The organism is Streptomyces sp. LZ34 (genome assembly GCF_053890475.1).
In genome coordinates, this window is sequence record NZ_CM132680.1 from 4,666,639 (window position 1) to 4,689,228 (window position 22,590).

At 70.9% G+C, this 22,590-nt stretch carries 29 protein-coding genes and 1 pseudogene; 13 read left to right on the plus strand and 17 right to left on the minus strand.

The genetic code is table 11. From position 1 onward, the window contains the following. Positions 1-61 precede the first annotated feature (61 nt). Complete coding sequence (locus tag ACWY4P_RS18100; protein WP_456211580.1) at positions 62-448, minus strand: YrdB family protein; 387 nt, start codon at positions 446-448, stop codon at positions 62-64. A 346-nt stretch (positions 449-794) separates the two neighbouring features. On the opposite strand from ACWY4P_RS18100, the gene ACWY4P_RS18105 reads away from it, so the two are divergent. The 5 genes and pseudogenes from ACWY4P_RS18105 to ACWY4P_RS18125 all read left to right on the plus strand — a co-directional run bounded on the left by ACWY4P_RS18105 (position 795) and on the right by ACWY4P_RS18125 (position 4,186). Further along, a complete protein-coding gene (locus ACWY4P_RS18105) occupies positions 795-1,124 on the plus strand; it encodes a CPCC family cysteine-rich protein (protein WP_456211581.1) in 330 nt (109 codons plus the stop codon). Positions 1,125-1,767: 643 nt separating this feature from the next. Next, positions 1,768-2,442: a lytic polysaccharide monooxygenase auxiliary activity family 9 protein gene (locus tag ACWY4P_RS18110; protein ID WP_456211582.1), complete on the plus strand. Its 675-nt coding sequence runs from the start codon at positions 1,768-1,770 to the stop codon at positions 2,440-2,442. A gap of 196 nt (positions 2,443-2,638) precedes the next feature. Then, positions 2,639-3,177: pseudogene (locus ACWY4P_RS18115) on the plus strand (RNA polymerase sigma factor). Position 3,178: 1 nt separating this feature from the next. After that, the gene (locus ACWY4P_RS18120; protein ID WP_456211583.1) at positions 3,179-3,814 is read left to right on the plus strand and encodes a hypothetical protein; all 636 of its coding nucleotides are present in this window, start codon (positions 3,179-3,181) and stop codon (positions 3,812-3,814) included. Between the two features lie 144 nt (positions 3,815-3,958). Continuing rightward, positions 3,959-4,186, plus strand: a complete 228-nt coding sequence (locus tag ACWY4P_RS18125; protein ID WP_456211584.1) for a hypothetical protein — start codon at positions 3,959-3,961, stop codon at positions 4,184-4,186. On the opposite strand, the gene ACWY4P_RS18130 is transcribed toward ACWY4P_RS18125, so the two are convergent. The 3 genes from ACWY4P_RS18130 to ACWY4P_RS18140 all read right to left on the minus strand — a co-directional run bounded on the left by ACWY4P_RS18130 (position 4,183) and on the right by ACWY4P_RS18140 (position 5,970). Beyond that, positions 4,183-4,653, minus strand: a complete 471-nt coding sequence (locus ACWY4P_RS18130; RefSeq protein ID WP_456211585.1) for a hypothetical protein — start codon at positions 4,651-4,653, stop codon at positions 4,183-4,185. The two genes, ACWY4P_RS18125 and ACWY4P_RS18130, sit on opposite strands and share 4 nt — an antisense overlap. A gap of 37 nt (positions 4,654-4,690) precedes the next feature. Then, positions 4,691-5,092, minus strand: a complete 402-nt coding sequence (locus ACWY4P_RS18135; protein WP_456211586.1) for a DUF427 domain-containing protein — start codon at positions 5,090-5,092, stop codon at positions 4,691-4,693. A 245-nt stretch (positions 5,093-5,337) separates the two neighbouring features. Then, a complete protein-coding gene (locus tag ACWY4P_RS18140) occupies positions 5,338-5,970 on the minus strand; it encodes a MarR family winged helix-turn-helix transcriptional regulator (RefSeq protein WP_456211587.1) in 633 nt (210 codons plus the stop codon). A 149-nt stretch (positions 5,971-6,119) separates the two neighbouring features. Between ACWY4P_RS18140 and ACWY4P_RS18145 the strand changes: the two genes are divergently transcribed. Beyond that, positions 6,120-8,537 (plus strand): MFS transporter, encoded by a 2,418-nt coding sequence (locus ACWY4P_RS18145; protein WP_456211588.1) that lies wholly within the window; start codon positions 6,120-6,122, stop codon positions 8,535-8,537. Positions 8,538-8,752: 215 nt separating this feature from the next. Here ACWY4P_RS18145 and ACWY4P_RS18150 read toward each other — a convergent pair whose 3' ends face one another. Further along, a complete protein-coding gene (locus ACWY4P_RS18150) occupies positions 8,753-9,019 on the minus strand; it encodes a hypothetical protein (protein WP_456211589.1) in 267 nt (88 codons plus the stop codon). A 209-nt stretch (positions 9,020-9,228) separates the two neighbouring features. On the opposite strand from ACWY4P_RS18150, the gene ACWY4P_RS18155 reads away from it, so the two are divergent. Further along, positions 9,229-9,990, plus strand: a complete 762-nt coding sequence (locus tag ACWY4P_RS18155) for a thioesterase II family protein (protein ID WP_456211590.1) — start codon at positions 9,229-9,231, stop codon at positions 9,988-9,990. A gap of 91 nt (positions 9,991-10,081) precedes the next feature. Here the strand turns inward: ACWY4P_RS18155 and ACWY4P_RS18160 are convergent, their stop codons facing one another. Continuing rightward, positions 10,082-11,296, minus strand: a complete 1,215-nt coding sequence (locus tag ACWY4P_RS18160; RefSeq protein WP_456211591.1) for an MFS transporter — start codon at positions 11,294-11,296, stop codon at positions 10,082-10,084. A 56-nt stretch (positions 11,297-11,352) separates the two neighbouring features. On the opposite strand from ACWY4P_RS18160, the gene ACWY4P_RS18165 reads away from it, so the two are divergent. After that, positions 11,353-12,360: a LysR substrate-binding domain-containing protein gene (locus ACWY4P_RS18165; RefSeq protein ID WP_456211592.1), complete on the plus strand. Its 1,008-nt coding sequence runs from the start codon at positions 11,353-11,355 to the stop codon at positions 12,358-12,360. Here the strand turns inward: ACWY4P_RS18165 and ACWY4P_RS18170 are convergent. The 9 genes from ACWY4P_RS18170 to ACWY4P_RS18210 form a co-directional block, all read right to left on the minus strand. Continuing rightward, positions 12,348-12,740 carry a nuclear transport factor 2 family protein gene (locus ACWY4P_RS18170; protein ID WP_456211593.1) on the minus strand — a complete coding sequence of 131 codons (393 nt, stop codon included), beginning with the start codon at positions 12,738-12,740 and terminating at the stop codon, positions 12,348-12,350. The two genes, ACWY4P_RS18165 and ACWY4P_RS18170, sit on opposite strands and share 13 nt — an antisense overlap. A 144-nt stretch (positions 12,741-12,884) precedes the next feature. Beyond that, positions 12,885-13,397 carry a GNAT family N-acetyltransferase gene (locus tag ACWY4P_RS18175; RefSeq protein ID WP_456211594.1) on the minus strand — a complete coding sequence of 171 codons (513 nt, stop codon included), beginning with the start codon at positions 13,395-13,397 and terminating at the stop codon, positions 12,885-12,887. A gap of 161 nt (positions 13,398-13,558) precedes the next feature. After that, a complete protein-coding gene (locus tag ACWY4P_RS18180; protein ID WP_456211595.1) occupies positions 13,559-14,551 on the minus strand; it encodes a hypothetical protein in 993 nt (330 codons plus the stop codon). 183 nt (positions 14,552-14,734) lie between these two features. After that, on the minus strand, positions 14,735-14,941 hold the full coding sequence (locus ACWY4P_RS18185) for a hypothetical protein (RefSeq protein WP_456211596.1): 207 nt from the start codon (positions 14,939-14,941) through the stop codon (positions 14,735-14,737). A gap of 12 nt (positions 14,942-14,953) precedes the next feature. Continuing rightward, positions 14,954-15,511 carry a GyrI-like domain-containing protein gene (locus ACWY4P_RS18190; protein WP_456211597.1) on the minus strand — a complete coding sequence of 186 codons (558 nt, stop codon included), beginning with the start codon at positions 15,509-15,511 and terminating at the stop codon, positions 14,954-14,956. Continuing rightward, the gene (locus tag ACWY4P_RS18195; protein WP_456211598.1) at positions 15,508-16,359 is read right to left on the minus strand and encodes a MerR family transcriptional regulator; all 852 of its coding nucleotides are present in this window, start codon (positions 16,357-16,359) and stop codon (positions 15,508-15,510) included. Before ACWY4P_RS18195 ends, ACWY4P_RS18190 begins: the two co-directional genes overlap by 4 nt. A 72-nt stretch (positions 16,360-16,431) precedes the next feature. Beyond that, positions 16,432-17,049: a hypothetical protein gene (locus ACWY4P_RS18200; RefSeq protein ID WP_456211599.1), complete on the minus strand. Its 618-nt coding sequence runs from the start codon at positions 17,047-17,049 to the stop codon at positions 16,432-16,434. After that, the gene (locus ACWY4P_RS18205; protein WP_456211600.1) at positions 17,046-17,579 is read right to left on the minus strand and encodes an RNA polymerase sigma factor; all 534 of its coding nucleotides are present in this window, start codon (positions 17,577-17,579) and stop codon (positions 17,046-17,048) included. The genes ACWY4P_RS18200 and ACWY4P_RS18205 overlap by 4 nt, the downstream gene beginning before the upstream one ends. A gap of 48 nt (positions 17,580-17,627) precedes the next feature. Next, on the minus strand, positions 17,628-18,050 hold the full coding sequence (locus ACWY4P_RS18210; protein WP_456211601.1) for a hypothetical protein: 423 nt from the start codon (positions 18,048-18,050) through the stop codon (positions 17,628-17,630). 135 nt (positions 18,051-18,185) lie between these two features. Here ACWY4P_RS18210 and ACWY4P_RS18215 point away from each other — a divergent pair, with 135 nt between their 5' ends. Continuing rightward, positions 18,186-19,019 (plus strand): MmyB family transcriptional regulator, encoded by an 834-nt coding sequence (locus tag ACWY4P_RS18215; RefSeq protein WP_456211602.1) that lies wholly within the window; start codon positions 18,186-18,188, stop codon positions 19,017-19,019. On the opposite strand, the gene ACWY4P_RS18220 is transcribed toward ACWY4P_RS18215, so the two are convergent. Continuing rightward, the gene (locus tag ACWY4P_RS18220; RefSeq protein WP_456211603.1) at positions 19,009-19,209 is read right to left on the minus strand and encodes a DUF397 domain-containing protein; all 201 of its coding nucleotides are present in this window, start codon (positions 19,207-19,209) and stop codon (positions 19,009-19,011) included. The genes ACWY4P_RS18215 and ACWY4P_RS18220 overlap by 11 nt on opposite strands. A 12-nt stretch (positions 19,210-19,221) precedes the next feature. Then, entirely contained in the window at positions 19,222-20,100 is an 879-nt protein-coding gene (locus ACWY4P_RS18225; RefSeq protein WP_456211604.1) for a helix-turn-helix domain-containing protein, read from the minus strand. Between the two features lie 226 nt (positions 20,101-20,326). Here ACWY4P_RS18225 and ACWY4P_RS18230 point away from each other — a divergent pair, with 226 nt between their 5' ends. From ACWY4P_RS18230 to ACWY4P_RS18245, 4 genes are all read left to right on the plus strand, one after another. After that, entirely contained in the window at positions 20,327-20,809 is a 483-nt protein-coding gene (locus ACWY4P_RS18230; RefSeq protein ID WP_456211605.1) for an ATP-binding protein, read from the plus strand. 38 nt (positions 20,810-20,847) lie between these two features. Further along, positions 20,848-21,555, plus strand: a complete 708-nt coding sequence (locus ACWY4P_RS18235) for a hypothetical protein (protein WP_456211606.1) — start codon at positions 20,848-20,850, stop codon at positions 21,553-21,555. Positions 21,556-21,692: 137 nt separating this feature from the next. Further along, positions 21,693-21,962 (plus strand): hypothetical protein, encoded by a 270-nt coding sequence (locus ACWY4P_RS18240; protein ID WP_456211607.1) that lies wholly within the window; start codon positions 21,693-21,695, stop codon positions 21,960-21,962. Continuing rightward, the gene (locus ACWY4P_RS18245) at positions 21,955-22,581 is read left to right on the plus strand and encodes a DUF6879 family protein (RefSeq protein WP_456211608.1); all 627 of its coding nucleotides are present in this window, start codon (positions 21,955-21,957) and stop codon (positions 22,579-22,581) included. The genes ACWY4P_RS18240 and ACWY4P_RS18245 overlap by 8 nt, the downstream gene beginning before the upstream one ends. Positions 22,582-22,590 lie beyond the last annotated feature (9 nt).

Below are 22,590 nucleotides of genomic sequence, written 5' to 3' on the forward strand. Positions count from 1 at the left end.
CGCCGAGCGCGGGCGCTGCGTGCGCGGTGTCGGCCGGGGGGTGGGCAGGAGCGGTGGGCGGTCAGTGGCTGAGCAGCCAGCCGACGCGGTCGTAGGCGAGGATCTGGTAGACGACCATAACCGCCAGCAGCCACCGGGCCGCGCGCCGCAGGCCGGCGAAGTGGAGGGTGGCCACCGCGCCGAAGAACACGGCGAGTTCGAGGAGCAGCCGTGCCGGGCCCGGCGTGTGGATATCGCTCTCACCGGACCGGGACGGGTCGTCCGGCACGGTGAAGGTCCCCCACGCCCAGCCCACGGCGACCGGGAGCGCGACGACCGCGAGCCAGCGCCACGGCGAAGGCACGGTACGCCACGCCCAGAGCGTCACGCTGGCCAGCGAGACGAGTTCGAGCAGGAAACGGACGGCGAGCATGCCGTCGTTGTTGGCGAGGGCCAGTGTGACGTTCATCTGGTCGCCTCCGGGCGGTCCGCCTCGGCCGCCGGCTGGAGGGCGGCCGGCCGACGCCGCTGGTGGCGCGTCGTGCCGGATAGGTCGCCGTAGAAGACCCGGTCAGGTATCGAACGTGATGCGACAGGCACGGTTGCCACCTTTTTGCGAGGAACGGTAAGAGCGTCGGTCAGGGTCGGCGCTCCAGTTGGCGGGCCGGCCGCCGTCCGGCGGCGCTGCTGCCGGCAGGACAGTATCCGAGGTGCCCGACGCGTACGTGTTGTCGAGGCTGGATGAGCCAGTCCGGTTCGGTGCCGAGCCAGGCGCTGTGCTTGTGGGGCACGAGGCGTGGCGGAGGATCTTCGGTATGACGACTGACGATCGGCTGGTCCCGCCGATACCGGATGACGCGACCCTCGTCGCGTGTCCGTGCTGCCGCCACCGCACTCTGCGGGAGCGCGCCAACTTCGAGATCTGTATGGAGTGCGGCTGGGAGGACGACGGCCAGGACGACAAGGATGCTCACATCGTTCGGGGCGGCCCCAACGGCTCGCTGAGCCTGGCCCAGGCCCGACGGGAGCACCTGGCCTTCCTGGAGGAAACCGCGGACACGACCGACCCGGCGTCGGTTGCGCACGGCGGTGAAGGGTTGTGGTGCGCAGCCGCTCAGGAACACCTCCGGGAGCAGCCCGAATAGCCCCTTCACCTTGGTCGGGTGAAGGGGCTGTCGGTGATCGGGGTGATCAGGGTGATCGAGGCGATCAGGGTGTGGGTGGGGCGGCGGGCCGCCGCGGCTCGTTGGGCTCGGCGGGAGAGGCGGGTTTCGGGGGCGGGGGGCGGCGGGGGGCTCGGGGGTGTCGTCGGGGTAGATGTCGAGTTCCTCGGCCGGGTTGGCCACGAAGGCGCGCACCATGGGGAGCTCGATGAACGCCGAGGGCCTACCGCTTCACCGGCGTCGAAGCCCTCCTCCTGACCCCCACCCGCCAGTCCCCACCGCCCCACCTCAAGGTGCTCGCCCCGCGCCTCTTCGAGCCCGGGGGCAAGCTGATCCAGTGGGGCGCGGCGGAGGGCCGACCCCGCCCCGACGGCCGAAACCCGACTCCTGGCCTAAGCCCGGGAGCGGTGGGCCCGTCGGGCGCGAGTGCCGCGTGACATGGTCCGCGGCCGCGCCCGGCGGGCCCCTTCGGTCTGACGGCGCTCCCGACCGATCCGGCCATAGGTGAACCACATGTTTCGCCTCTGTGTCGCCGGGCACCCTCACCGAAATGGGAGCGCTCCCATCGCGCGGGCCTCCCCGGCACCCATCGACACCATCCCCCCACCGACGACGGAGATCGGCCATGAAGAATTGTCATGATCACACCAGACACTCCTTACGCTGGGCACTCCGCGCCCTCGGCATGCTGTCCGCCGCGCTGCTCGCTCTGATCCCCTGGACCGGCACCGCCTCCGCCCACGGATCGGTCATCGACCCCGCGTCCCGCAACTACGGCTGCTGGCTGCGCTGGGCGAACGACTTCCAGAACCCTGAGATGGCACAGAAAGACCCCATGTGCTGGCAGGCCTGGCAGGACAACCCGAACGCCATGTGGAACTGGAACGGCCTCTACCGCAACGGCTCCGCCGGTAACTTCCCGGCCGTCGTCCCCGACGGCCAGCTGTGCAGCGGCGGCCACACCGAGGGCAACCGCTACAACTCCCTGGACACCGTCGGCGCATGGCAGACGACGAACATCAGCAACAACTTCACCGTAAAGCTGTATGACCAGGCCAGCCACGGCGCGGACTACTTCCTGGTCTACGTCACCCGCCAGGGCTACGACCCCACCACCCAGCCGCTCAAGTGGAGCGACCTCCAACAGGTCGCCAAGACCGGCAAGTACGGCCCCAGCCAGAACTACTCGATCGACGTCAAGACCTCGGGCTACACCGGGCGCCACGTCGTCTACACGATCTGGCAGGCCTCGCACATGGACCAGACGTACTTCCTGTGCAGCGACGTGAACTTCACCTGAGCCGCTCACCAGCGGCAGCACGAAGGGCGGCTCGCCAGGAATCTGGCGGGCCGCTTTGGCTTGCGGCGGCTGAGGAGCGTGCGCCCCGAGGGCGGCACAGTCCAGGCCGGCCCCGGGGACCGGGGCCGCGCAGTCGAGTTCGGGTGAACGTTTGCCGGGGTTGCTGCGTCATCAGGGAAACGAGGAGGGACCGCGGATGGCCGGATGGCGCAAAGCAAGATCGGTCGGCCCGGACGAGTTATCGCCGCTGACCGAGCCGGAGTACGTCCGGCGGGTGCGCGCGATGCTCGTCCTGGGCGGTGTGCCCTGGGACCAGCTCGACGACGGGGTTCAGCAAGTCAGGCTGAAACTGCTGGAGGAGCAGGCCAAGCCGGGGCAGCCGGAGATCCGCGAACCGATGGCATGGCTCACGGCGGTCGCATCCCGGGTCGCGGTCGACTGGCACCGGGCCAGGACCAGAGACGCGGGCCTGCGCGAGCGGCTGGCGGCGCGCTGGTCGCGGCGCCCTCCGGAGGAGCATCCCGAAGACCATCGCGTCCTCGCGCTGACGGTGTCCCGTGGGCTGGAGGGCTGTCAGCCGTGCAGCGGCAGGTGCTGACGTTGCGTTACTACGCGGATCTGCCCGTGCGCGATATCGCGGTGCTGCTGGACGTGCCGGAGGGCACCGTCAAAAGCCGACTTCACAGCGCCGTTGCCGCGCTGCGGACACAACTCCACGAAATGGAGGTGTTCTGAGATGGCCGACTCCACTGATGTGACAGAGCTGACGGAATCGGAAGAGAACGATCTGCGGCTGGCACTGCGAATGATCGGCAAGGAGGCCGGCCGAGCCGACGCACCGCCACGACCCGCTCCTCGCACCATGTGGTGGCGGCGCCGAGGCACGATCGGGGGTGTCCTCGCGGCCGCGGCGGCGCTGAGCGTCGGGGTGCTGATCTTCTGGCTGGTGGACGGCACCCCGGTCCGGTCGTCCATCGGCGACGACCAGGGCCTGACGGGCGTCGAGTGGGTCGCCTGTGCCCGGATCGCCGCCGAGGGCGAGGTGGTCTCGGTACGCGACGCCTCGCAGCCCCACCAGGTCGTCGTGACCTTCGCCGTGCGGGACTGGATCAAACCCGCACAGGGAGCCAAACAGATCGAAATCAACACCGTCGACCCCGAGTGGCTGGAGGAAAAGCCCTTCAAGGCGGGCCAACATCTGCTGATCGTGGACGCGGGCCTTCCCAACGGCGAGGTCAACTACTTCACCGGCCGCCACATCAAGTACGAGCGAGAGCTGTTCAATAGCGAACTTCCCAAGGCGGCGAACACGGAGTGCCCCGCCTTCTGGCGGGACCAGGACGACGACAGCGCTGTGCCGGAGGACAACTGACCCCGCTACGAGCGCGCGGACAACCGGAGGACATTAGCGGGGCGTTAGCGGAGCGTTAGTGGGGCGGCAGTAGTACGGCAGTGGCCGGGATCAGGGTGGTTGTCGTAGCAATCAGCTTCTCCGATTCCCCGTAGGAGATCCGCCATGCGCCCCGTCACCTTCGCCGAATGCCGTGCCCACGCGGTGCAGATCGCTGCCGTCGCCCTGACCACGGTGGCTGCCCTGACCGCGGTCGTCTGCGGCACCGTGGACGGTACGGGGCTGCGTACGGAGGGGAAGGTGGACCACGGTGGCGGGACGCAGACGGTCACCGTCGACCCCATACGGGCCTCGCTCGTCACCGACGCCACGACCCAGCCCATGGTTCGCTAAGGCCCATTGTCACGGGGGCACGGTGCGCCGGGGGCGAAGCGGTTCGGGGAGCAGGTCACCAGCGCCAGGGACAGGAACGACGTACGGCCGACGTAGAAGCCCACGGACACATCGCCCCCATGCGTCAGCGTGTCCGCGGCCGTGGCCACCAGCCGGGCCAGCCGGGTCGTGTCCGCTTCCTGCTGGGAGTGGAAGCCCGGGGCGTGCTCGGTGAGCTGCCTGCCCAGCCAGGCGGCCGCGTCCTTCGGCTCCTCGAAGGTCTCGCGGATGAGGCGGGGGGTCTTGAGCAGCCAGTGCGCGGTCTCCGTCGGGGGCAGCTCGGAGCGCCTGAAGGCGTCGACCTGCTGCCGGTGGTGCTCCTGGTCCTCCGGGGTGACCGGGGGCCTGGGGCGGTCCGGCAGGCGGCGGAGCACGTCCCGGTCGAACAGCTCCTTCTCGCCCAGCCAGGAATACGCGTGGATGTGCACGCGACAGCTGTTCCCGCCGCCGCGCCATCCGTTTCTTTCAGCCGTCCTCCTTCACCGAGATGTCGGCAACGGTGTCGTAGAACGACAGATGGTCCTTGACCTCGGCTACCGCGTCGATCGGGTCCGGGTAGGCCCACACCACATCCTTCCGCGGACCGCTTCCACCCTCCGCGCCCCGATACGTCCAGTACGCCGCCTCACCCTTGAACGGGCAGGTGGTGTGCGTGTCGGTCGGCTCGAAGAGGGACAGGTCCACGTCCTGCGGGGGCAGGTAGTAGCGGACCGGCAGGCCGGTCTCGAAGAGGAGCAGTGGGCGGCGCGACTCGGCGACGACGCGGCCGTCGATCGTGACCGTGACGTGCTGGGTGCCGCGGGTCACTTCCACGCGGTGGGCACCGGTGCCCCTGCCGGTGCCGGTGCCCGGGGAATGGGTCGTCATGACGGGTCCCTCCTGCGGTAACGATTCCGGTGGTGGTTGCCGGGGCTCGCGTACGTGCGTCGGCGCGCCCCCGCCTCTACCACTTACGTCAACGCAGATCCCGGGCCGGCGATTCCGCTCCCTCCCTCAGCCCTCCGCCACCTCGATGAAGATCGGATTCGTGTAGCACCAGGTGTCGGCCCACGGGTCGCCGTCGCCCGGCTTGTGCGGGATCAGGCCGTGCGGGTTCACGGCCCCGCGCCGCGCTACGCGCCCTGTGCCTGCTGTGTGTCCTGTGTCTCCTGTGTGTCCTCCGGGCGTGGCCACGAGCGTCCCTCGTCCGCCTCCACCTCGCGGTTGAACCGCGTCAGCGCGTCCTCGAACCGCCTCACGTCCTCGGGCAGCCAGCCCGCGAGCACCCGCGCCAGCCCCGCGCGGCGGCGCTCCCGGTCGGCGGCGAGGCGGTCGGCGCCGAGGGCGGTGGCGCGCAGTTTGCGGGCGAGGCCGCCCTGGGGATCAGGGATGCGTTCGAGCAGGCCCGCGCGGAGCAGGGCGCCGGCCTGCCGGTTGACGGTCGAGACGTCGAGCCCCAAGGCGTCGGCGAGCTGGCCGATGGACAACGCGCCCTCGGTGTCCAGGAAGGAGAGGAGGAAGTACGCGGAACGGTCGAGCCGGTCGCCCGAGCACTGATCGGTCTGGCCGCTCTGGCCGGACTGATCGGTCTGGCCGCTCTGGCCGCTCTGGCCGGTCTGATCGGTCTGGCCGACCGGGGCGCGCTTGTCGTCCTGGTCGCCCTGTTCGGTCCGTTCGCCTTGTCTGCCCTGGCCCTTGCGGTCCCGCGGCGTCAGCAGGTTGCACCTGGCGACCAGCATCAGCTCGCGTTCCAGCCTCTCCAGCACGCTTCCTCCTCGTCCCCCGGCCGCTCGTCGCAGGACATGTGCACGATACACACCATGTGTAGGATGCACATCTCATCCTTCCTTATGCCTTTCATATGACAGGTCAGACAGGTCATCTACCAGGACACCCGCTTGGAGGCGGCAGCCGAATGTCCCCGTCAGCTCCAGCAGCCCGCGTCGAGCCGGTGAGCCCCGCGCCGCCCGACCAGAAGCCCTCGCAGCAGCTCCCGCGCGAGGTGGGCGGCGGGTTCGTGGCCGTGCTCGCGTTCTGCGGCATCGCCGTCTCGGTGATGCAGACGCTGGTCGTCCCGCTGGTGACCGAGCTGCCGCAGCTGCTGCACACCTCCAGCTCCAACGCCTCCTGGGTGATCACCGCCACCCTCCTCGCGGGCGCCGTGTCCACCCCGGTCATGGGGCGGCTCGGCGACATGTTCGGCAAGCGCCGGATGCTGGTGGTGGCCCTCGGGCTGCTGGTCGTCGGCTCGCTGGTGTGCGCCGTCACCTCCGACCTGGTGGTCATGGTGATCGGCCGGGCCATCCAGGGCGGCGCGATGGGCGCGATACCGCTCGGCATCAGCATCATGCGCGACGAGCTGCCGCCGAAGAAGCTGGGCTCCGCGATGGCCCTGATGAGCTCCTCGCTGGGCATCGGCGGCGCCCTCGGCCTCCCGGCCGCCGCGTTCGTCGCCCAGCACACCAACTGGCATGTGCTGTTCTACGGCGCCGCCGGGCTCGGTGTGCTCGCGCTCGTCCTCGTGCTCGTCGTCGTCCCCGAGTCCGCCGTACGGACCCCCAGCCGGTTCGACGCCGTCGGCGCGATCGGGCTCTCGGCCGGTCTGGTCTGTCTGCTGCTGCCCATCACCAAGGGCGGCGACTGGGGCTGGACCAGCGGCACCACCCTCGGGCTGTTCGGCGCGGCCGCGGTGATCCTGCTGGTCTGGGGGTTCGTGGAGCTGCGGACCGCCGAGCCGCTGGTGGACCTGCGGACCACCGCGCGCCGCCAGGTGCTGCTGACGAACCTCGCCTCGATCATGGTCGGGTTCTCCTTCTACGCGATGTCGCTGATCCTCCCCCAGCTGCTGGAGCTGCCGAAGGCCACCGGCTACGGCCTCGGCCAGTCGATGGTCATGGCGGGTCTGTACGTCGCGCCGATGGGCGTGGCGATGATGCTGGTCTCGCCGCTGTCCGCGCGGATCAACGCCACGAGCGGGCCGAAGGTCTCGCTGATCCTCGGGCTGATCGTGATCGGCGCCACGTACGGCGGCGGCATCGTGATGATGGACCACGTCTGGCAGGTCGCCGTGCTCTCGACCGCGCTCGGCGTCGGCGTCGGGATCGCGTACTCGGCGATGCCGACCCTGATCATCAGTGCCGTGCCGGCCTCGGAGACGGGCGCGGCGAACGGGCTGAACACCCTGATGCGGTCGATCGGCATGTCCACCTCCAGCGCGGTGGTCGGGGTGATCCTGGCGCACCAGACCACGAACTTCGGCCCGCGCGCGCTGCCGAACACGGACGGGTTCAAGATCTCGTTCGCCGTCGCGTGCGGGGCCGCCGCCGTGGGTCTGCTGATCACCCTGTTCCTGCCCAGCCGACGCCGTACGCCCGTGACGGGCCAGCCGCAGACGGCCCAGGCGCCGGCAGCCCAGGAGGCCGACGCGGCCCCGGCCGCCCCGACGGCCGAGGTGGCCGAGGTGGCCGAAGTGGCTCAGCCCGCGGTGTCGGCCGAGCCTGCCGAGTCCGCCGAGCCGGCCCCGCCGGCCGAGGCCGCCCCGGCCGTCGCGCGCCTCACCGGCGGCGGTGTCCAGGGCCGGGTGCTCGGGACCGGCGACGCCCCGCTGGCGGGTGCCGCCCTCACCCTCATCGACAACACCGGCCGCCAGCTCGGCCGTACGGTCAGCGGCCCGGACGGCCGGTACTCCCTGGCCGCGCCCGACGCCGGCAGCTTCGTCCTGATCGGTTCCGCCCCGGGCCACCAGCCGCAAGCGACCACGCTGCTGCTGTCCGACGCCCCCGTCACCTGTGACGTGCGGCTGGCCGGAGGCGGCGGGCCCACCGGGACCGTACGGACCCTCGGCGGCGGGCCGCTGACCGGGGCGACGGCCACCGCGATCGGCCCCGACGGCGCGGTCGCCGCAACGGCCACCGCCGACGAGAAGGGCGACTTCGCGCTGCCCGAGCTCGCGCCCGGCTCGTACACGCTGACCATCAGCGCCGAGGGCCACCGTCCGCACGCCGCGCAGTTGGAGATCACCGGCCACGGGCAGCCCCCGCGGATCGACGCCGAGCTGCGGCCCGCGGCCAAGGTCCGCGGCACCGTGCGCGCCCAGGGAGGGCGGCCGGTCGAGGACGCGCGGGTGGCGCTGCTGGACTCGGCGGGCGATGTCGTCGGGCAGTGTGTGACCGGCGCGGACGGCGCGTTCCGCTTCGAGGGGCTCACCGGCGAGCACTACACGGTGGTCGCCAGCGGTTACGCACCGACGACCGTTCCGGTCACGCTCGGCCGCGCCGCGGGCACCGGCGGCGCCGAGGCGCGGAACGTCGACTTCCTGCTGAGCCACGGCTGAGGGAGCCGGACCGGTACCGGTACCGGAGCCTGTACGGGAGCCGGTACCGGGTACGGGAGCCGGACCGATCTGGGGCGCCTGCGGTCACCTCGGCGGCCGGCGCCGCATCCCCCGGTCCCCCATCCCCCTGCGTCTCGTCCCCCGGCGTCTCGTCCTCCTGGCACACCTCATTCCCCCTGCGCCCCTACGCCCCCCGGCGCACTCCCCGGAATGCTCTATTCCTCCATGGCGCCCTCCTCTTCCGGAAGGCTCTCCTCCTCCGGGAGGCTCTCCCATGCCTCCCCCCTCCTGAACAGCTCGTACCCTTCCTCCTCCGCGATCGTCTCCGCCTCGGTGCGGCTGTGGAGGGGGACCTCATAGGTGTGACTGTCGACCGTCGCGTGGACGCCTTCGCCGTCGGTGATCGTTTCGATCGCGTGCGTCTCATAGATGACGCGCCCCGGCTCGGCCGTGCTCCAGACCACGTGCATGCTCACTGCCATCGGACACTCCCGAAGGACGAGCCCCCTGGTATCAGGGTCTCACCTGCGGACCTGGTCTTCACCGACTTCCGGTGCACCACCTAGAGCATTGAGCAACGCAAGCTCGGAAACAGGCGTGTGTGCAAGGGTGTTGACGAAAGGATGTTGACGACGGGCCGGGACCGCACCTTCCCCAGGAACCGGCAGGGGTAGAGGAAGGAAGCACGACGATGACGAGCATCGCGGCGGATGCCGAGACGTGGATCAGGCGGTACGAGAAGTCCCCGGACAGCGCGTTACGGCTGGTGTGCCTGCCGTACGCCGGAGGGTCGGCCAGCTACTTCTTCCCGGTGGCCAAGGCGCTGGCGCCCTCGATCGAGGTGCTCGCCATCCAGTACCCCGGGCGCCAGGACCGGCACCGTGAGCCCTGCATCGACGACATCGGCAAGCTCGCCGACGCCGTCGTCGGCGCGCTGGACGGGCTGGACGACAAGCCGCTCGCGCTGTTCGGTCACAGCATGGGCGCCACGCTGTCGTACGAGGTGGCGCTGCGCCTGGAGGAGCGGAAGGTGATGCCCGTCAGGCTGTTCGTCTCCGGGCGGCGGGCGCCGTCCCGGGTCCGTGAGGAGTCCGTGCATCAGCGGGACGACGCGGGGGTGCTCGAGGAACTGCGCATGCTGAACGGCACGACCGGCGAGGTGCTGGAGAACGAGGAGCTGCTGCGGATGGCGCTCCCGGCGATCCGCGGCGACTACCGGGCCATCGAGTCGTACCGCTGCGAGCCCGGGCGGCGGATCAGCTGCCCGATCACCGCGCTGACGGGGGACGCCGACCCGAGGGCGGCGGTCGACGAAGTGCGCGACTGGGCGAAGCACACCACCGGGGAGCTGGACCTCACGGTGCTCAGCGGCGGGCACTTCTTCCTCAATGACCATGTGCCTCAGGTCCTCAAGATCATCTCGGAGCGACTGCTGCCGGCGACCCGCTCCTGAGCCCGGGGCCGCGGGGCCGGGGTATCGCCGTGCCCCGGGCCCGCGGCCCCCGCCTCACCTGTCGCCCTCACCTATCGCCTCACCTATCGCCTCACCGATGACGTACGACCGCGACGTTCACCAGGGCCAGCACCGCGAGCGCGCCCCCGAACCACATCACACTCGACACCGCGATCCCGTCCTCCGCCCGCCCGCCGAGCAGCGCGCCCAGGGAAATCGCCACGTTGAAGACCCCGACGTACAGCGCCGAGGCCGCCTCCCGCGCCTCCGGTTCCGGCACCGCCTGTAGCACCCACGTCTGCGAGGTGACCGACACCCCTCCGTACGCCAGCCCCCACAGCATCAGCAGCACCGTGGCCCCCGGCGTCGTCCCGCCGGCCACCGGCATCAGCAGGACCGCCGAGGCGAGCAGGACGAAGATGACCATGAGGGTGCGGCGCGGGTCGCGGTGGGCCGTGGCGCCGGCCAGGAAGTTCCCGGCGATGCCCGCCACGCCGTACGCGAGCAGCAGCGTGCTGATCAGCCCGGTCCCGACCGCCGAGACCTCCTCCAGCACCGGGCGTACGTAGGTGTACGCGCCGAAGTGCCCGGTCACCAGCAGCAGGGTCGTGATCAGGCCGGTGCGCAGCCGGGCGTTGCGGAACAGGCCGGGCACCTCGCTCAGCCGGATCGCGCGGTCGGCGGGCAGCGGCGGCAGCGTGACGGCCAGCGCGGCCGCGACGGCCAGCGAGAGCGCGCCCACCACCATGAACGCGGCGCGCCAGTGCACCAGATCGCCGATGAGCGTCCCGACCGGCACGCCCACGACCGAGGCCACGGCGATGCCGCTGAAGACGACCGACGTGGCGTGGCCGACGGACTTCTCCGGCACCAGCCGGGCGGCCAGGCCGGCCGCGATGGACCACACGCCGCCGATGCTCACCCCCACCAGGATCCGGGCGAACAGCAGGACGGCGAAGCCGGGCGCGAGCGCCGACAGCAGGTTGGCGGCGGCCAGCAGCCCCATCAGGCCGATGAGCAGCAGCCGCCGGTCGAGCCGGCCGACGGTGGCGGCCAGCAGGGGCGCGGCGACGGCGGCGACGAGGCCGGGCACGGTCATGGCCAGGCCGGCCGTGCCGGCCGAGACCTCGAGCGCGGAGCCGATCGAGGTGAGCAGGCCGACCGGCAGCATTTCGGTGGTGACGACCGAGAAGGTGCCGACCGCCACGGCGGCGACGGCGAGCCAGTTCCTGAGCGGCGAGCGCACGGCTCCGGCCCCGGACCCGGACATGCCTTCCGGGGTGCTGAGTTCCGTGGTGTTGGACATGTCTCAAGCGAACAGCCGGTATCGGCCGGGAACAACGGCGAATTCCTCAGCCTTCTATGAGCCGGGCTCATCGACGCCCGGAAGCGAGGAGGTGGTGGAAGGTGGGGACGGGCGGTCTGGACATCCGCGAGCTGGAGTGTTTCCTGGCGCTCAGCGAGGAGTTGCACTTCGGCCGGGCGGCGGAGCGGCTGTACGTATCGCAGAGCCGGGTCAGCCAGCTGCTGCGCTCGCTGGAGGGGCGCATCGGCGCCCGGCTGCTGGAGCGCACCAGCCGCCGGGTGCGGCTGACCCCGCTCGGCGAACGGTTCCTGGCCGACGTACGGCCCGCGTACGCGTCGCTGCACGGCGCCCTGGAGGCGGCGCGCGACGCCGCGCGCGGGCTCGAGGGCGTCCTGCGGATCGGCTTCCAGGGGACCGCCGACGAGCGGGTGATGGAGGCGGTCGCCGCCTTCCGCGACCGGCACCCCGGCTGTGAGCTGGAGGCCGTGGAGATCCCGCTGGCGGACCCGTTCGGCGCGGTGCGCGGCGGCGAGGTGGACGCCGCGATCGTCTGTCTGCCGGTCGCCGAGCCCGACCTCGTCCTCGGCCCGGTCTTCTCCCGGCAGCCGCTGACGCTCGCGGTCTCCACCCGGCATCCGCTCGCGCGCCGGGTCGGCGGGGGTGGGGCGGGCTCAGCGGGCGGGGCGGGTGCGGCGCTCGGCGTGGTCGACGCCGAGGAGTTGGCCGACCACCCGGTCATCGGGCCCGGCGAGCCCGCGCCGCGCTACTGGCGGGACGTCATGGCGCCCGCCACCACGCCCGCCGGCCGCCCGGTCCCGCGCGGGCCGCGCGTCTGCACCCTTCAGGAGGGCCTGGCGGCGACGGCGGCGGGCCGGGGCACGATGCTGCTGTGCGCGCCGACCGCCGCGCTCCACGGCCGCCGCGACATCGCCTTCGTACCGGTCGAGGGCCTGCCGGAGTCGGCCCTTGGCCTGGTGTGGCGGCGGGCCGGGGAGACCGCGCGGGTACGGGCGTTCGGCCGGGCCGTGGCCGAGCTGTACGCGACGCCCGCTCAGGCGGCCTGACCGCCGTGGCCCGGGGCGCCCCGCACCTCCATGTGGGTCACGAGGCCGTCGCGGAAGGTGTAGACGTGTTCGATGGTCTCCTCGGCCCAGTGGTCTCCCTCGGCGTCGCGCATCCCGGGCCGCACGGTGACCACGACCCGACCGTCGCCGACCGGTGACAGCCCCTCCGGCGACACCAGCGGATGCGCCACGTCGAACTGGGCCTGCCAGTACGCCCGTACCTCGGCGTGGCCGTGCAGGCGGGTGTTCTCGGCGACGTTCGGCCAGTCGACCTCGGGGTGGAGGGCCTCGGCCATCATCGCGTCGACGTCCTGGGTGTTGAAGACGTCGTACATGCGGCGCAGCAGAGCCTCGGTCTCGGGCGGGACGGAATCGGGCATACCAGCACCCTAGGCACCCGGTGCCGCCGCCCCAAGCGATTACGTCCACAGCGATTGCGTCCACAGCGAACGCGCCGGGGGGAAGCGCGGGGGCGAGGCGAGGGGCGCGGGGAGCCGTCCGGGGGGAGCCCTCAGCGGGAGCCGTCAGCCCACCTCGCGCCGCATGCAGACCCGCGGCCAGCGGTCCAGCCCGTGCGCGGCCTCGCTCTGCCGGATCTCCCGCAGCCCGGGGGTCAGTTCGTCCTCCCCCAGGGTTCGGAACCCGCACCGCGCCGCGTAGTACGGGGCGTTCCACGCCACATCGACGAACGTGGTCAGCGTCAGCGCCGACGCCCCCTCGGCCGCCGCCCGCCCCGCCGCATGCTCGATCAGCGCCCGCCCCAGGCCGCGCCGCGCGCTGCCGGGGTGCACGGAGACCTGCTCGATGTGCATGTTCCCGTCCACCGGGTCGGTGATCAGATACGCCACGGCCCGGTCCTCGCCGTTCGCCGCGACCCACGCCCGCCCGTCTCGCTGGTACTGGCTCAGCTCCTCCAGGCTCAGCGGCTCGTCGTCGGCGATCTCGTCCATGCCGATGTCCCGGAAGCACAGGCCCGCGGCCCGCTCGATGTCCTGAAGGACGGGAAGCTCTTCGATGGTGCTCAGTCGTATCCGCACGCACCTATCATCCTCCCGGGCGGCCGACGCGCCCTGCGGGCAACCCGCTCACCCGTCCGCCGCCGACGAGATCCTCAAATCCCCCGCCGACTACCTCGCCAAAATCGGCCCACCAGCCACCGAAAACCAGCAGGAAACTTAAGACCGGGATTTCTGACGCATCACACCTGGCCCACGGTGTGATCCCCCTCGTCCGCCGATGTGAGGGCGTCGAGGTCATCGGCGTAAGAGCGGATATGGATGTCCCGGTGGGCGCGGGCGGCGGCGATCACGGGGGCGAACGCCGGGTACGCGTGCGGGTGTTCCTCCAATAGGCCCACGGCGGCGACGGCACCGCACTCCGCGGTGTCCTCGTCTTCCGACTGGGTCAACCGTAGGCAGGTCTCCGCCGCACGGACCGGGTCAGCCATGGCGATGAGCGTCTCTGCCAGCGGGTTGTCCGACCAGCGCCACTGTTCGCCTTCGATGACATCGCCGTTGAGCACGTCGCCGTGCTCCCAAGCCTCGGCGACGGCGGTGGTCACCTCGGTGGTCCACGGCAGTCCGGCTTGGGCGATGCCCCACGCCGCGGCGGCGCGCACAGCGGGCGTGTGACGGGACGCCAGAGCACCGGAGAGCCAGGCGGCGCGGTTGGCGACGTCGTGCCGGGCGACGCCACCGGTCATGACCGCCGCGATGAGCGGGTCCGGTTCGCTGAGGGCGCGCTCGCCCAGCGCGCGTACTGCAAGCTCCTCGTGCCCGGTGCGCAACCCGGTCACGTAGGCGACGCGGTGCCGCACTTCACGGACCGGGTCGGCGAGGAGGGGGAGCAGGCGGGGTGTCGCCCGCGCGTGGGCCGCACGGATCTCGTGGTGCACGGCTTCGGTCTCCGCGATGCCGATGGTGATGCCGAGCAGCAGGTCAGCGAGGGTTGCCCGGCTAGGTGCCGCGGGGTCGAGCAGGAGGTCCACGAGAACGGGGTACGCCTTGGCCGACCCCGCGTAGACGCTTCCCTGGTGGACCAGGCAGTTGTGGAGGACGTCAGCGGCCCGCTCGGCGCGATCCGAATCCTCACCACAGGCGTCGCGAAGCCACTTGAGAGTGTCCGCTCCGTCGCCGTAGGCGTGTCCCGCCCCGGTCCAGTCGGCGTCATGTAGTTCGATCCGTGCCCGCATCGTTGCTTTCGTCCCCTCCGAGGTGTGCGCACTCTCTCGCCATCGGTCGGACCAAGGCTAACGACGGCACGTCGGAGCAGGCCGCGGACCCGGCGTTCGCCGGCTTCCACCGGAGATAGCGCATGTCGGCGCTATTGCGCTCCACGACGATGAGGGCCCCGCTGTCGTAAACGACCTTCGGCGTCATGCGGTGCGCGGGAACTTGTCGAAGAAACGATCGAGCACCGCGTCAAGCTCCGCCTTACGCTCCTGAGGCAGCGGCTCCGGATCGGGCCAGATGCCAGCGTCGGCGGCGGCGTAGGCCGCGTTCGTCGCCGCGTCCGCGTCCGCGAAGGTTTTCCTTATGGCCTCGTCCTGCTCGATCGCGCCGTATGACCCAGCGCGCCGCATGGCCCGGACCCGTCACACGGGACGCACCGGGTGCCGCAGAATCGTACGCATCTTCGCCGGATCGGTCTCACGGACATCGGAGAGATAGATCTCGTGGTGCATACCTGCCCGCTCCAGGCCCTGCCCGATCATGTACTCGTCCAGCAGGGCCAAGGAGGCGGGCTCGTCGGCGTAGTGGCCGCGGTGGGTCATCTGCACGCACTGCCCCTCGGTGAAGGTGACCGACTGCACCCGGTCCACCGCGATCCCCGACGGCCGGGCGTCCTCGCGCGCCCGGTCGACGGCGCCCGGCTCCAGGTTGTCGGGCAGCCGCAGGAACAGGTGCCAGCGCCACTGGTCACGCGGCACCTCCAGATACGGGCGCGGGTCCTCCACCCACCAGCGGCCTTCCAACGGCGCCATGTGGGGCGAGGGCAGCGCGGCGGCCACGGCGTACAGAGCAGAGACGCAGATGCCGTACTCGCTCCCGCCCGGTTCGCCCTGCCCGGTCACCCCCAGGCCGTGGACCGGCCCGAACGTCACGAGTTCGGGCTTGTCAGCGGCGGTGTACCAAGCGTCCAGGTGGTTCACGGTGTCTCCTCCAGGGGGATCAGCAACTGGGTGACCAGGTGGTCGGGGGCCGTGGTGGCGGGGTCGTTGAGGTAGAGCTCGCGGATGGGCCCGGTGGGGGTGTGGCCGCGTTCGATGCACCAGGCCAGCAGGGCGTGGGCGGTCAGGGAGATCTGGTCGTACGGGCCCGTGTGGGTCGCGCGGGCGAACGTGCCGCCGGGGAGCAGGTCCGCCGTGGTGCCCGGCGGCGCGGGGCGGCCCTCGGGGAGCATGGCCGCGATGGTGACGGGGACGTACTCGCCCAGGTCGACGGGGAAGAGCCCGATCAGCCGAAGCCTCTCCCCCGGCGGCCCCGGCGGCCCCTGCGATCCCTGTGCTCCCCGCTCTCCCCGCTCTCCCGCTGCCAGCAGCGCCAGCAGCCTGCCCACACACGCCCCCGTGACCCGTCCGATGTCCTCCGGCGAATCGGCGACATCGCGGACGACGGCCACCCGCTGCGGTTCCTCCCGCCGGAGGGTCACCTCGGAGGTGGGCAGGCCGTGAGCCAGGATCCGCCCCAGGGTGGCGAGCGCCCGGCGGCGGCGGGCGAGCTCGTCGTCGAGCCGGTCGCGTACAGCGCCCAGGGCGTGAGCGGGGTCCTGCCCGGAGAGCACGTCCTCGATGGCGGCCAGCGGCACATCCAGCGAGCGCAGCAGGCCGATGGACAGGGCATCCCGCGCCTGGTCCGCGCGGTAGTAGCGGTATCCGGTGTCAGGGTCCACCCGAGCGGGCGGCAGCAGGCCGAGGTCGGCGTAATGGCGCAGCTGTTTGACGCTGAGCCGTACGAGACGGGCGAACTGGCCGATGGACAGGGGGGCGTCGTCGTTCACGCGCCTCAGCATGGTCTCTCCCACGGGGGGAGAGTCCAGCCGCCGACCCACGGCTCGCCCCCACCCCTTCCGTTACCGGGTCAGGCCCAGTGCCTTGAGCACGCCGTCGCTGAGGGCCACGTCGTTGTCCGGCCCGGCCTCGGCGTGGCCGGACTCGGTCCCGTAGGAGCCCTGGGCGGTGTTCACCAGCGCGTACCTCCCGTCGTCCATGCGCTCCAGCAGCAGGACGTACTCGTGCCGGACGGTGAGTTCGGGCCCCGCGGGCAGCGCGGCGCCCGGGCTGATGTACGACACCTGGATCGTGCGACCGGGGGGCTTGCCCTTGCTCGTTGCCACCACGCTCACCGTGGCCACGGTCTCCGGGATCCCGTCCTCGTCGGTCTCGCGCGTGGCGTCGAGGCGCGCGCGGACGATCAGATCGGCGGACCGCTCCAGGTCCCCGGTGGTCCGGTAGTACGGCTCGTCGGCGACGGGAGGCTTGGCCGCCGGGTCGCCGGAGCTACCGCCCTGGGTGCCGAAGACGGCGAAGACGGCGATGACGGTGACAACGGCGGCGGCGAGAACGGCCACGACCCCGCCCAGCACCGGCCCTCGTCGGCGCAGCGGCTTCCTGGGCGGCTCCGCCGACTCCCCTGGGACCGCCTCCGGGACCGGATTGGCCTGCTGCATCAGGTCCTTGACGCGGATCATGCTGACTCCAAGGGCGAGGGGGCCGGGGCCCGGTAGAGGTCGCGAAACGCCTTGCGCGCGCGGTGCAGCCGCACCCACACCGCCGGTGCGCCGCACCCCAGGACCGCGCCGGCCTCGGCCGCGCTCAGCCCGTCCCAGTAGCTCAGCGCCAGCACCTCGCGATGGTGGGCGGGCAGCCGGTCCAGCGTGTCCAGCACCGCCGAGTCCTGGCCGGTGGCCGCCGTACGGCCCAGCTCCTCGGTGATGCGCCGGTGCAGCTCGCTCAGGCGCGCCTCGGCGCGGTAGTGGTTGCGTACGAGATTGCGCGCGGTGACGAACAGCCAGCCGGCCGTGATCTCGCCCCCGTCGGCCTCGGGCACGAGAGTGCGCTCCCACGCGATGCGGAACACCTCCGCCGCGAGTTCCTCGGCCGCGCCGCGGTCGCCCACCCTCCGGTGCACGAAGGCGACGACGCGCGGGTGCTCGCGCGCGTACACCTTGGTGAACCGCGCCGAGCGCCCGCGCTCGTCCCCCGTCTGAATCGTCTTCACGCCCCCTATATGTCTCGCGCCCCCGGCATCCTTACGGGATCGGCATCCTTACCGGGCCGCGCCCAGGACGCGCCGGAGCCCCACGAACTCGAACTCCCCGAACGCCGCCACCGCCACCGCCCCGACGACCATGAACGCCCTCCCCAGCCCCGTGAGCTCCACCACGTCCGTGCAGGCGAGCACCACAAGCCCCACGCACGACAGCGTGTTGACCACGACCACGGCCGCCCCCAGGCGCGTCGGGATCCGTGGGTATCCGGCGATCAGCGCGAGCACGGCGGCCCCGCCCAGCATGGCGATCCCGAACGCGACCGACCAGCTCACCGGCAGCCCCAGCAGGCCGTCGAACGACGTCGCGCCGACGAGCATGACGACGCCGAAGACGGCGGTGGACCAGCTGTCGACGCGCAGGGTGGTGCGCAGCAGGTCCGGTGTCGTGGTCATGGGCTGGGTCATGGTCTGAGTACTCATACGGGTCCCCTCGCTGTGCGGGCCGGGGCCTGACCGGGCCCCTGGTCTGCGCAAACGGTGACACCGCGCGGTCATGGACTCAATGACCTCCGAGGTCATGGCCGCGATGATCCGCCGGCGGCTACGCTCCCGGCCATGGATGTCGATCAGCCGTCCCGTGTGGGTGCCCTGCTCCGGGAGTGGCGCCGACGCCGCAGGCTCAGCCAGCTCGAACTGGCCCTGCTCGCGGACACCTCCGCGCGCCACCTGTCCTGCGTGGAAACCGGCCGCGCCCGCCCCAGCCGGACGATGGTGCTGCGCCTGTCCGCCGCCCTGGACGTCCCCCTGCGCGAGCGCAACACGCTGCTGATGGCCGCCGACTACGCCCCCGCGTACCGGGAGAGCAGCCTCGACGACGAGGACATGGCCTCCGTGCGCGCCGCGCTCGACATGATGCTGACCTCCCACGAGCCGTATCCGGCCGTCGTGGTCGACCGGGTATGGAATGTGCTGACCGGCAACCGCGCCATGTCCGTGCTCATGGACGGCATACCGCCCCACCTGCTGGATCCGCACCCGAACGTCTACCGGCTGACCCTGCACCCCGACGGCCTGGCCCCGCGCCTGGCCAACCTCGACGAGGTCCGGCCCCTCTTCCTCGAACGGCTGCGACGCCAGGCCGACGCCACCGGCGACACGGAGCTGCGGGCGCTGTACGAGGAGGTACGCGGCTACCCGGCCCTTCCGCTCCTCGGCGACGAGGCCGCCCCCGATGCCGACGCCGGCCCGCCGACGACGCGGCCGAGCCCCATCCAGGTGCCGCTGCGGGTGCGCACGCCGATGGGCGAGCTGTCGATGTTCGGCACGATGGCCACGTTCGGGGCCCCGGCGGATGTGACGCTGTCGGAGCTGGCGATCGAGCTGTTCTATCCGCTCGACGAGTTCACGGCGAATGCCCTGCGGGCGCTGGGGTCCGCTCTCAGCCCGTAAGGCGGTCGAAGTCCCCGGCCTTCGCGGCGGCGACGAAGGTGGCCCACGCGGTGCGGGTGGTCGCGGCGGTGACGCGCGGGGCGTCGCTCTCGCGGAAGTGGATCAGCCCGTCGGGCCCGGTCGCGATCTCGACGCACTCGCCTTCGCCTCCACCGCTGTACGAGGACTTGCGCCACGCGAGCTGGGACATGGGGCTCCTTACTCAGAGTCTGTACATGACGTGCTGGATGAGGCTCAGCGAGTCGCGGGACTCGTGGGCCTCGGGTGCGGATTCGGGATCGACTGGCGCGAGAGCCAGTTCCGACAGTCGCTCAAACATTTTGGCGTACTCGTCGACGTGCTCTCCATCCCGCAGGAAGACGGAACTCCACGGATGCTCCAGATAGACCGTGTCAAGCTCGGGTACCCTGCCTCCGAAGATCACGAAAGAGCGGCTGAACGCCGAGTAGGCGCCTGCTTCGAACGGGAAGATCTGCACGGTGACGTTGGGGAGACGCGACGTTTCGATCAGCCGGAGCAGCTGCCGCCGCATGACCCTCGCCCCGCCGATCTGGGCATGGAGCGCCGCTTCGTGGATGATGGCCCGGTAGGTGACGGGTGATCCCGAAAGCACCTGCTGTCGGCGCATTCTGAACTCCACGTACCGCTGAACGCGTTGAGGGTCGCTCTCCGCCTCTGACATCACCGCGTGTGCGTACTCCTCCGTCTGCAGCATGCCGGGAACGAACACCGACTCGTGCGTGCGGAGGGCAGCCGAACGGGACTCCAGCTCGGCCAGATCACGACCCATGGGGCCAACGGTGTCCCGGAACTCATCCCACCAGCCCTTGCCCCGGTCTTGAGCCATCTCCATCAGCCCTTCGAACAACGGGCCCTCAGCGCAGCCGTAGGCGCAGAGCAACTTGTGGAGTCCGTTGCGGGGAACGTCGACCCGCCCCGCCTCGATATGGCTGATCCGTGTGCGCTCGATGTCGAGCAATGCGCTTGCCTCGTCTCCGGACATCCGTGCACCAGTACGAAGTTTGCGCAGCTCGACACCGAGTCGCCGCTGCCGTTCGCTGGGGGTCTTCCTCGGCGGCATTTTTCCTCCTCGTAGCCGTGCGGCAGTTTGACGTGAAGCCCCCGAGCGGTCCACCCATTCGCCCGCCCCGTCACCCACACGGAGGGACTTCGAGGGACACAGTTGCAACAACTCGACATTTGACCATACCGTCGAGAACGACCCGCTCGCGCTGCGGAGTACACAAGTGCGGCCCGTGCACAGCCACTTGAGCCAGCTCCCGCGCATCTCACCCCAGGAGGCCGACATGCCGCCTTCCAACTCCCGCCTCGTCTCCCTCGTCTTCCCGCCCGAGCCCGTCTGGGTCCGGGCCGCCAGGGAAGCCGTCCGCACCCTCCTCACCGCTGCCGACCGGCGCGACCTCGCCGACACCGCGCTGCTCCTCACCTCCGAGGCCGTCACCAACGCGGTGAACGCCTGCCTGCGCAGCGGCTGCTCGACACCCGTCACGCTCTTCGCCGAGTGGACCGACCCACACGTCCTCCGCGTCCTCGTACAGGACGAGGCACCCGGCCGCCCCGTCCCCCGCGCACCGGCTGCGGAGGACGAGCACGGGCGGGGGCTGGCGCTCATCTCCTCCGGCGCCGACGCGTGGGGCGTGTGCGCGCACGGTCCGGGGCCCGGCAAGGCGACATGGTTCGAGCTGGGCCCCTTTCCCTCGCCCCCGCAATCGGGTGAATCCGACGCCTTCCCGCCGCGTACTGCGATCCGCTCCGCCGTGAATCACTGAAGGTGGTTGTCCTGACGTCGGAGTGATCGGAGTTCACCGTGCGTCGACCGCGCCTGCTGACCGCCTGTGCCGCCGCCATCCTCATCGGCCTCTCCACAGCGGCACCCGGAACCGCCACGGCGGCCCCGGCCCCGTCGGCCGTGCCCCAGCGTGTGACCGGGGTGGTCAGCCTGTGGGCGGCCGACTACAAGGGCGGCGGCAACTACGTCGACTGCCCGAGGATGGACCACCCCATCGACATCTCGCTCGTCCTGGACACGCCGCCCCTGGAGCGGCAGTACATCGACCGCTGCAACGACTCGATTCGGGTCGAGTGGTTCGTCACCTACCGCTATGTGAGCCCGGCCCAGAATTCCGCTGCGGCCGCCGCCAGGGAAAACCAGGTCAACGTCCATGTGCACGGAGTCATGTACGAAGGCGACTCGGAGCAGACGATGGGCAAGAAGGGCGAAGTCGACAGGGACTTCTTCATCGGGCCGGGCCGGCCGCTGCAGCAGACGGTCGAGATGCTCAACCAAGCGCAAGCCAGCCCCAACGACGCAAGAATGACCGACAAGGCCTGGGCCCAGTTCGACCTCAAGAACGACGATCCGCTCTCGCCGCCCCAGGGGCAGCCCGCGCTCTCCCCGCTGAAGGACAAGCTTCCCGGCCTGGACAAGTTGCCCGGCTTGGACAAGCTGGGCAATGGGGCTGGGCTGCTGGACAGTTTGGGCGGCCTGGGCGGGAAGCCCCTCTCAATCCCCTAGCGCTCCCGTCGTGACCCGCCCGCCCCTCTGGGGGTTCTCGGCCAAGTTGGCTGACGTGTCCCTTGCAGTACGTAACCAACCTCCCTACGCTCCGTAGTGATCGATGGAAACGTGTAGGACTTGTAGGGGGAGACAGCATGGCCCGTCCCTGGGAGGCCGATCCGTCCGCGTTATTCGTGCGGCGATTGGGAAAGTCGGCCAAGGAACTGGGCACGACCAAGGACGAGGACGGCTGCCCGGACATCTGGGAGCTCGGCAACGGCGATATCGCCGTCGTCGGGCGTGACCTCACCGATGCCTATGCCGCGCGTTTGCCCGCGGATGTCACCATCGCCTCGGATGAGCGCCTGGTGGTCATTCCGGGTAGCATGCTCCGCTCCGCGAAGCCGGACATCGCGGATGCTTGACCCGAGCGACCTCGAACTCCCCGCCTCGCAAGGAGATCGGCTGCCTACCGAGGCTTACAGGCGCGACTACCGGCAGCGTCGAGCCGAGCTCCGCGACCGGCATTCCTGGAAGTTCGAGCGGCAGCAGGAGTTCGAGGAACAGGATGACAGTTGGGAAGCCCTTCGCCGGGGGCGCTGGGAAGAAGCCCTGCGCCTCCTTGAAGGCGAGCGGGAAGAACTGGCCAAGGCTGCCCAGCGGGACCGGGAACGCGGCACCGCCTTCCACCGCGTCCGGGTGGTGGAAGAACCGCTCACGCCCTATATGCAGTGGGAGTTGCACGCACTGCGGGTACAGGTGGAGTCCGGCAAGAACATTCGGGTCGTCACCCCCGCAGCCCTGGGCATGCTGGAGAGTGTCGGCCCGCTGCCCGAAGTCGTCGTGGTCGGCGGCCAGGTCCTGTACGAGGTGGTCTACACCGAAGCGGGTTTCCTGGACGGAGCCATCCGCTTCACGGACGCCGAGCTCATCGGGCGGTGGGAGGGCTTCATCAGGGAGCTCTACAAGGCCGGCGAGGATCTGCTGTCCTACTTCGGACGCCGCGTGGCGCACCTTCCGCCGCCGCAACTGAAAGCGGTGTAGGCGATCAGC

Coding starts and splice junctions, on each gene's coding strand:
- ACWY4P_RS18100 (WP_456211580.1), bottom strand. CDS start 448: ATGAACGTCACACTGGCCCTCGCCAACAACGACGGCATGCTCGCCGTC.
- ACWY4P_RS18105 (WP_456211581.1), top strand. CDS start 795: ATGACGACTGACGATCGGCTGGTCCCGCCGATACCGGATGACGCGACC.
- ACWY4P_RS18110 (WP_456211582.1), top strand. CDS start 1,768: ATGAAGAATTGTCATGATCACACCAGACACTCCTTACGCTGGGCACTC.
- ACWY4P_RS18120 (WP_456211583.1), top strand. CDS start 3,179: ATGGCCGACTCCACTGATGTGACAGAGCTGACGGAATCGGAAGAGAAC.
- ACWY4P_RS18125 (WP_456211584.1), top strand. CDS start 3,959: ATGCGCCCCGTCACCTTCGCCGAATGCCGTGCCCACGCGGTGCAGATC.
- ACWY4P_RS18135 (WP_456211586.1), bottom strand. CDS start 5,092: ATGACGACCCATTCCCCGGGCACCGGCACCGGCAGGGGCACCGGTGCC.
- ACWY4P_RS18145 (WP_456211588.1), top strand. CDS start 6,120: ATGTCCCCGTCAGCTCCAGCAGCCCGCGTCGAGCCGGTGAGCCCCGCG.
- ACWY4P_RS18150 (WP_456211589.1), bottom strand. CDS start 9,019: ATGGCAGTGAGCATGCACGTGGTCTGGAGCACGGCCGAGCCGGGGCGC.
- ACWY4P_RS18155 (WP_456211590.1), top strand. CDS start 9,229: ATGACGAGCATCGCGGCGGATGCCGAGACGTGGATCAGGCGGTACGAG.
- ACWY4P_RS18160 (WP_456211591.1), bottom strand. CDS start 11,296: ATGTCCAACACCACGGAACTCAGCACCCCGGAAGGCATGTCCGGGTCC.
- ACWY4P_RS18165 (WP_456211592.1), top strand. CDS start 11,353: ATGAGCCGGGCTCATCGACGCCCGGAAGCGAGGAGGTGGTGGAAGGTG.
- ACWY4P_RS18170 (WP_456211593.1), bottom strand. CDS start 12,740: ATGCCCGATTCCGTCCCGCCCGAGACCGAGGCTCTGCTGCGCCGCATG.
- ACWY4P_RS18180 (WP_456211595.1), bottom strand. CDS start 14,551: ATGCGGGCACGGATCGAACTACATGACGCCGACTGGACCGGGGCGGGA.
- ACWY4P_RS18185 (WP_456211596.1), bottom strand. CDS start 14,941: ATGCGGCGCGCTGGGTCATACGGCGCGATCGAGCAGGACGAGGCCATA.
- ACWY4P_RS18200 (WP_456211599.1), bottom strand. CDS start 17,049: ATGATCCGCGTCAAGGACCTGATGCAGCAGGCCAATCCGGTCCCGGAG.
- ACWY4P_RS18210 (WP_456211601.1), bottom strand. CDS start 18,050: ATGAGTACTCAGACCATGACCCAGCCCATGACCACGACACCGGACCTG.
- ACWY4P_RS18215 (WP_456211602.1), top strand. CDS start 18,186: ATGGATGTCGATCAGCCGTCCCGTGTGGGTGCCCTGCTCCGGGAGTGG.
- ACWY4P_RS18220 (WP_456211603.1), bottom strand. CDS start 19,209: ATGTCCCAGCTCGCGTGGCGCAAGTCCTCGTACAGCGGTGGAGGCGAA.
- ACWY4P_RS18225 (WP_456211604.1), bottom strand. CDS start 20,100: ATGCCGCCGAGGAAGACCCCCAGCGAACGGCAGCGGCGACTCGGTGTC.
- ACWY4P_RS18230 (WP_456211605.1), top strand. CDS start 20,327: ATGCCGCCTTCCAACTCCCGCCTCGTCTCCCTCGTCTTCCCGCCCGAG.
- ACWY4P_RS18240 (WP_456211607.1), top strand. CDS start 21,693: ATGGCCCGTCCCTGGGAGGCCGATCCGTCCGCGTTATTCGTGCGGCGA.
- ACWY4P_RS18245 (WP_456211608.1), top strand. CDS start 21,955: ATGCTTGACCCGAGCGACCTCGAACTCCCCGCCTCGCAAGGAGATCGG.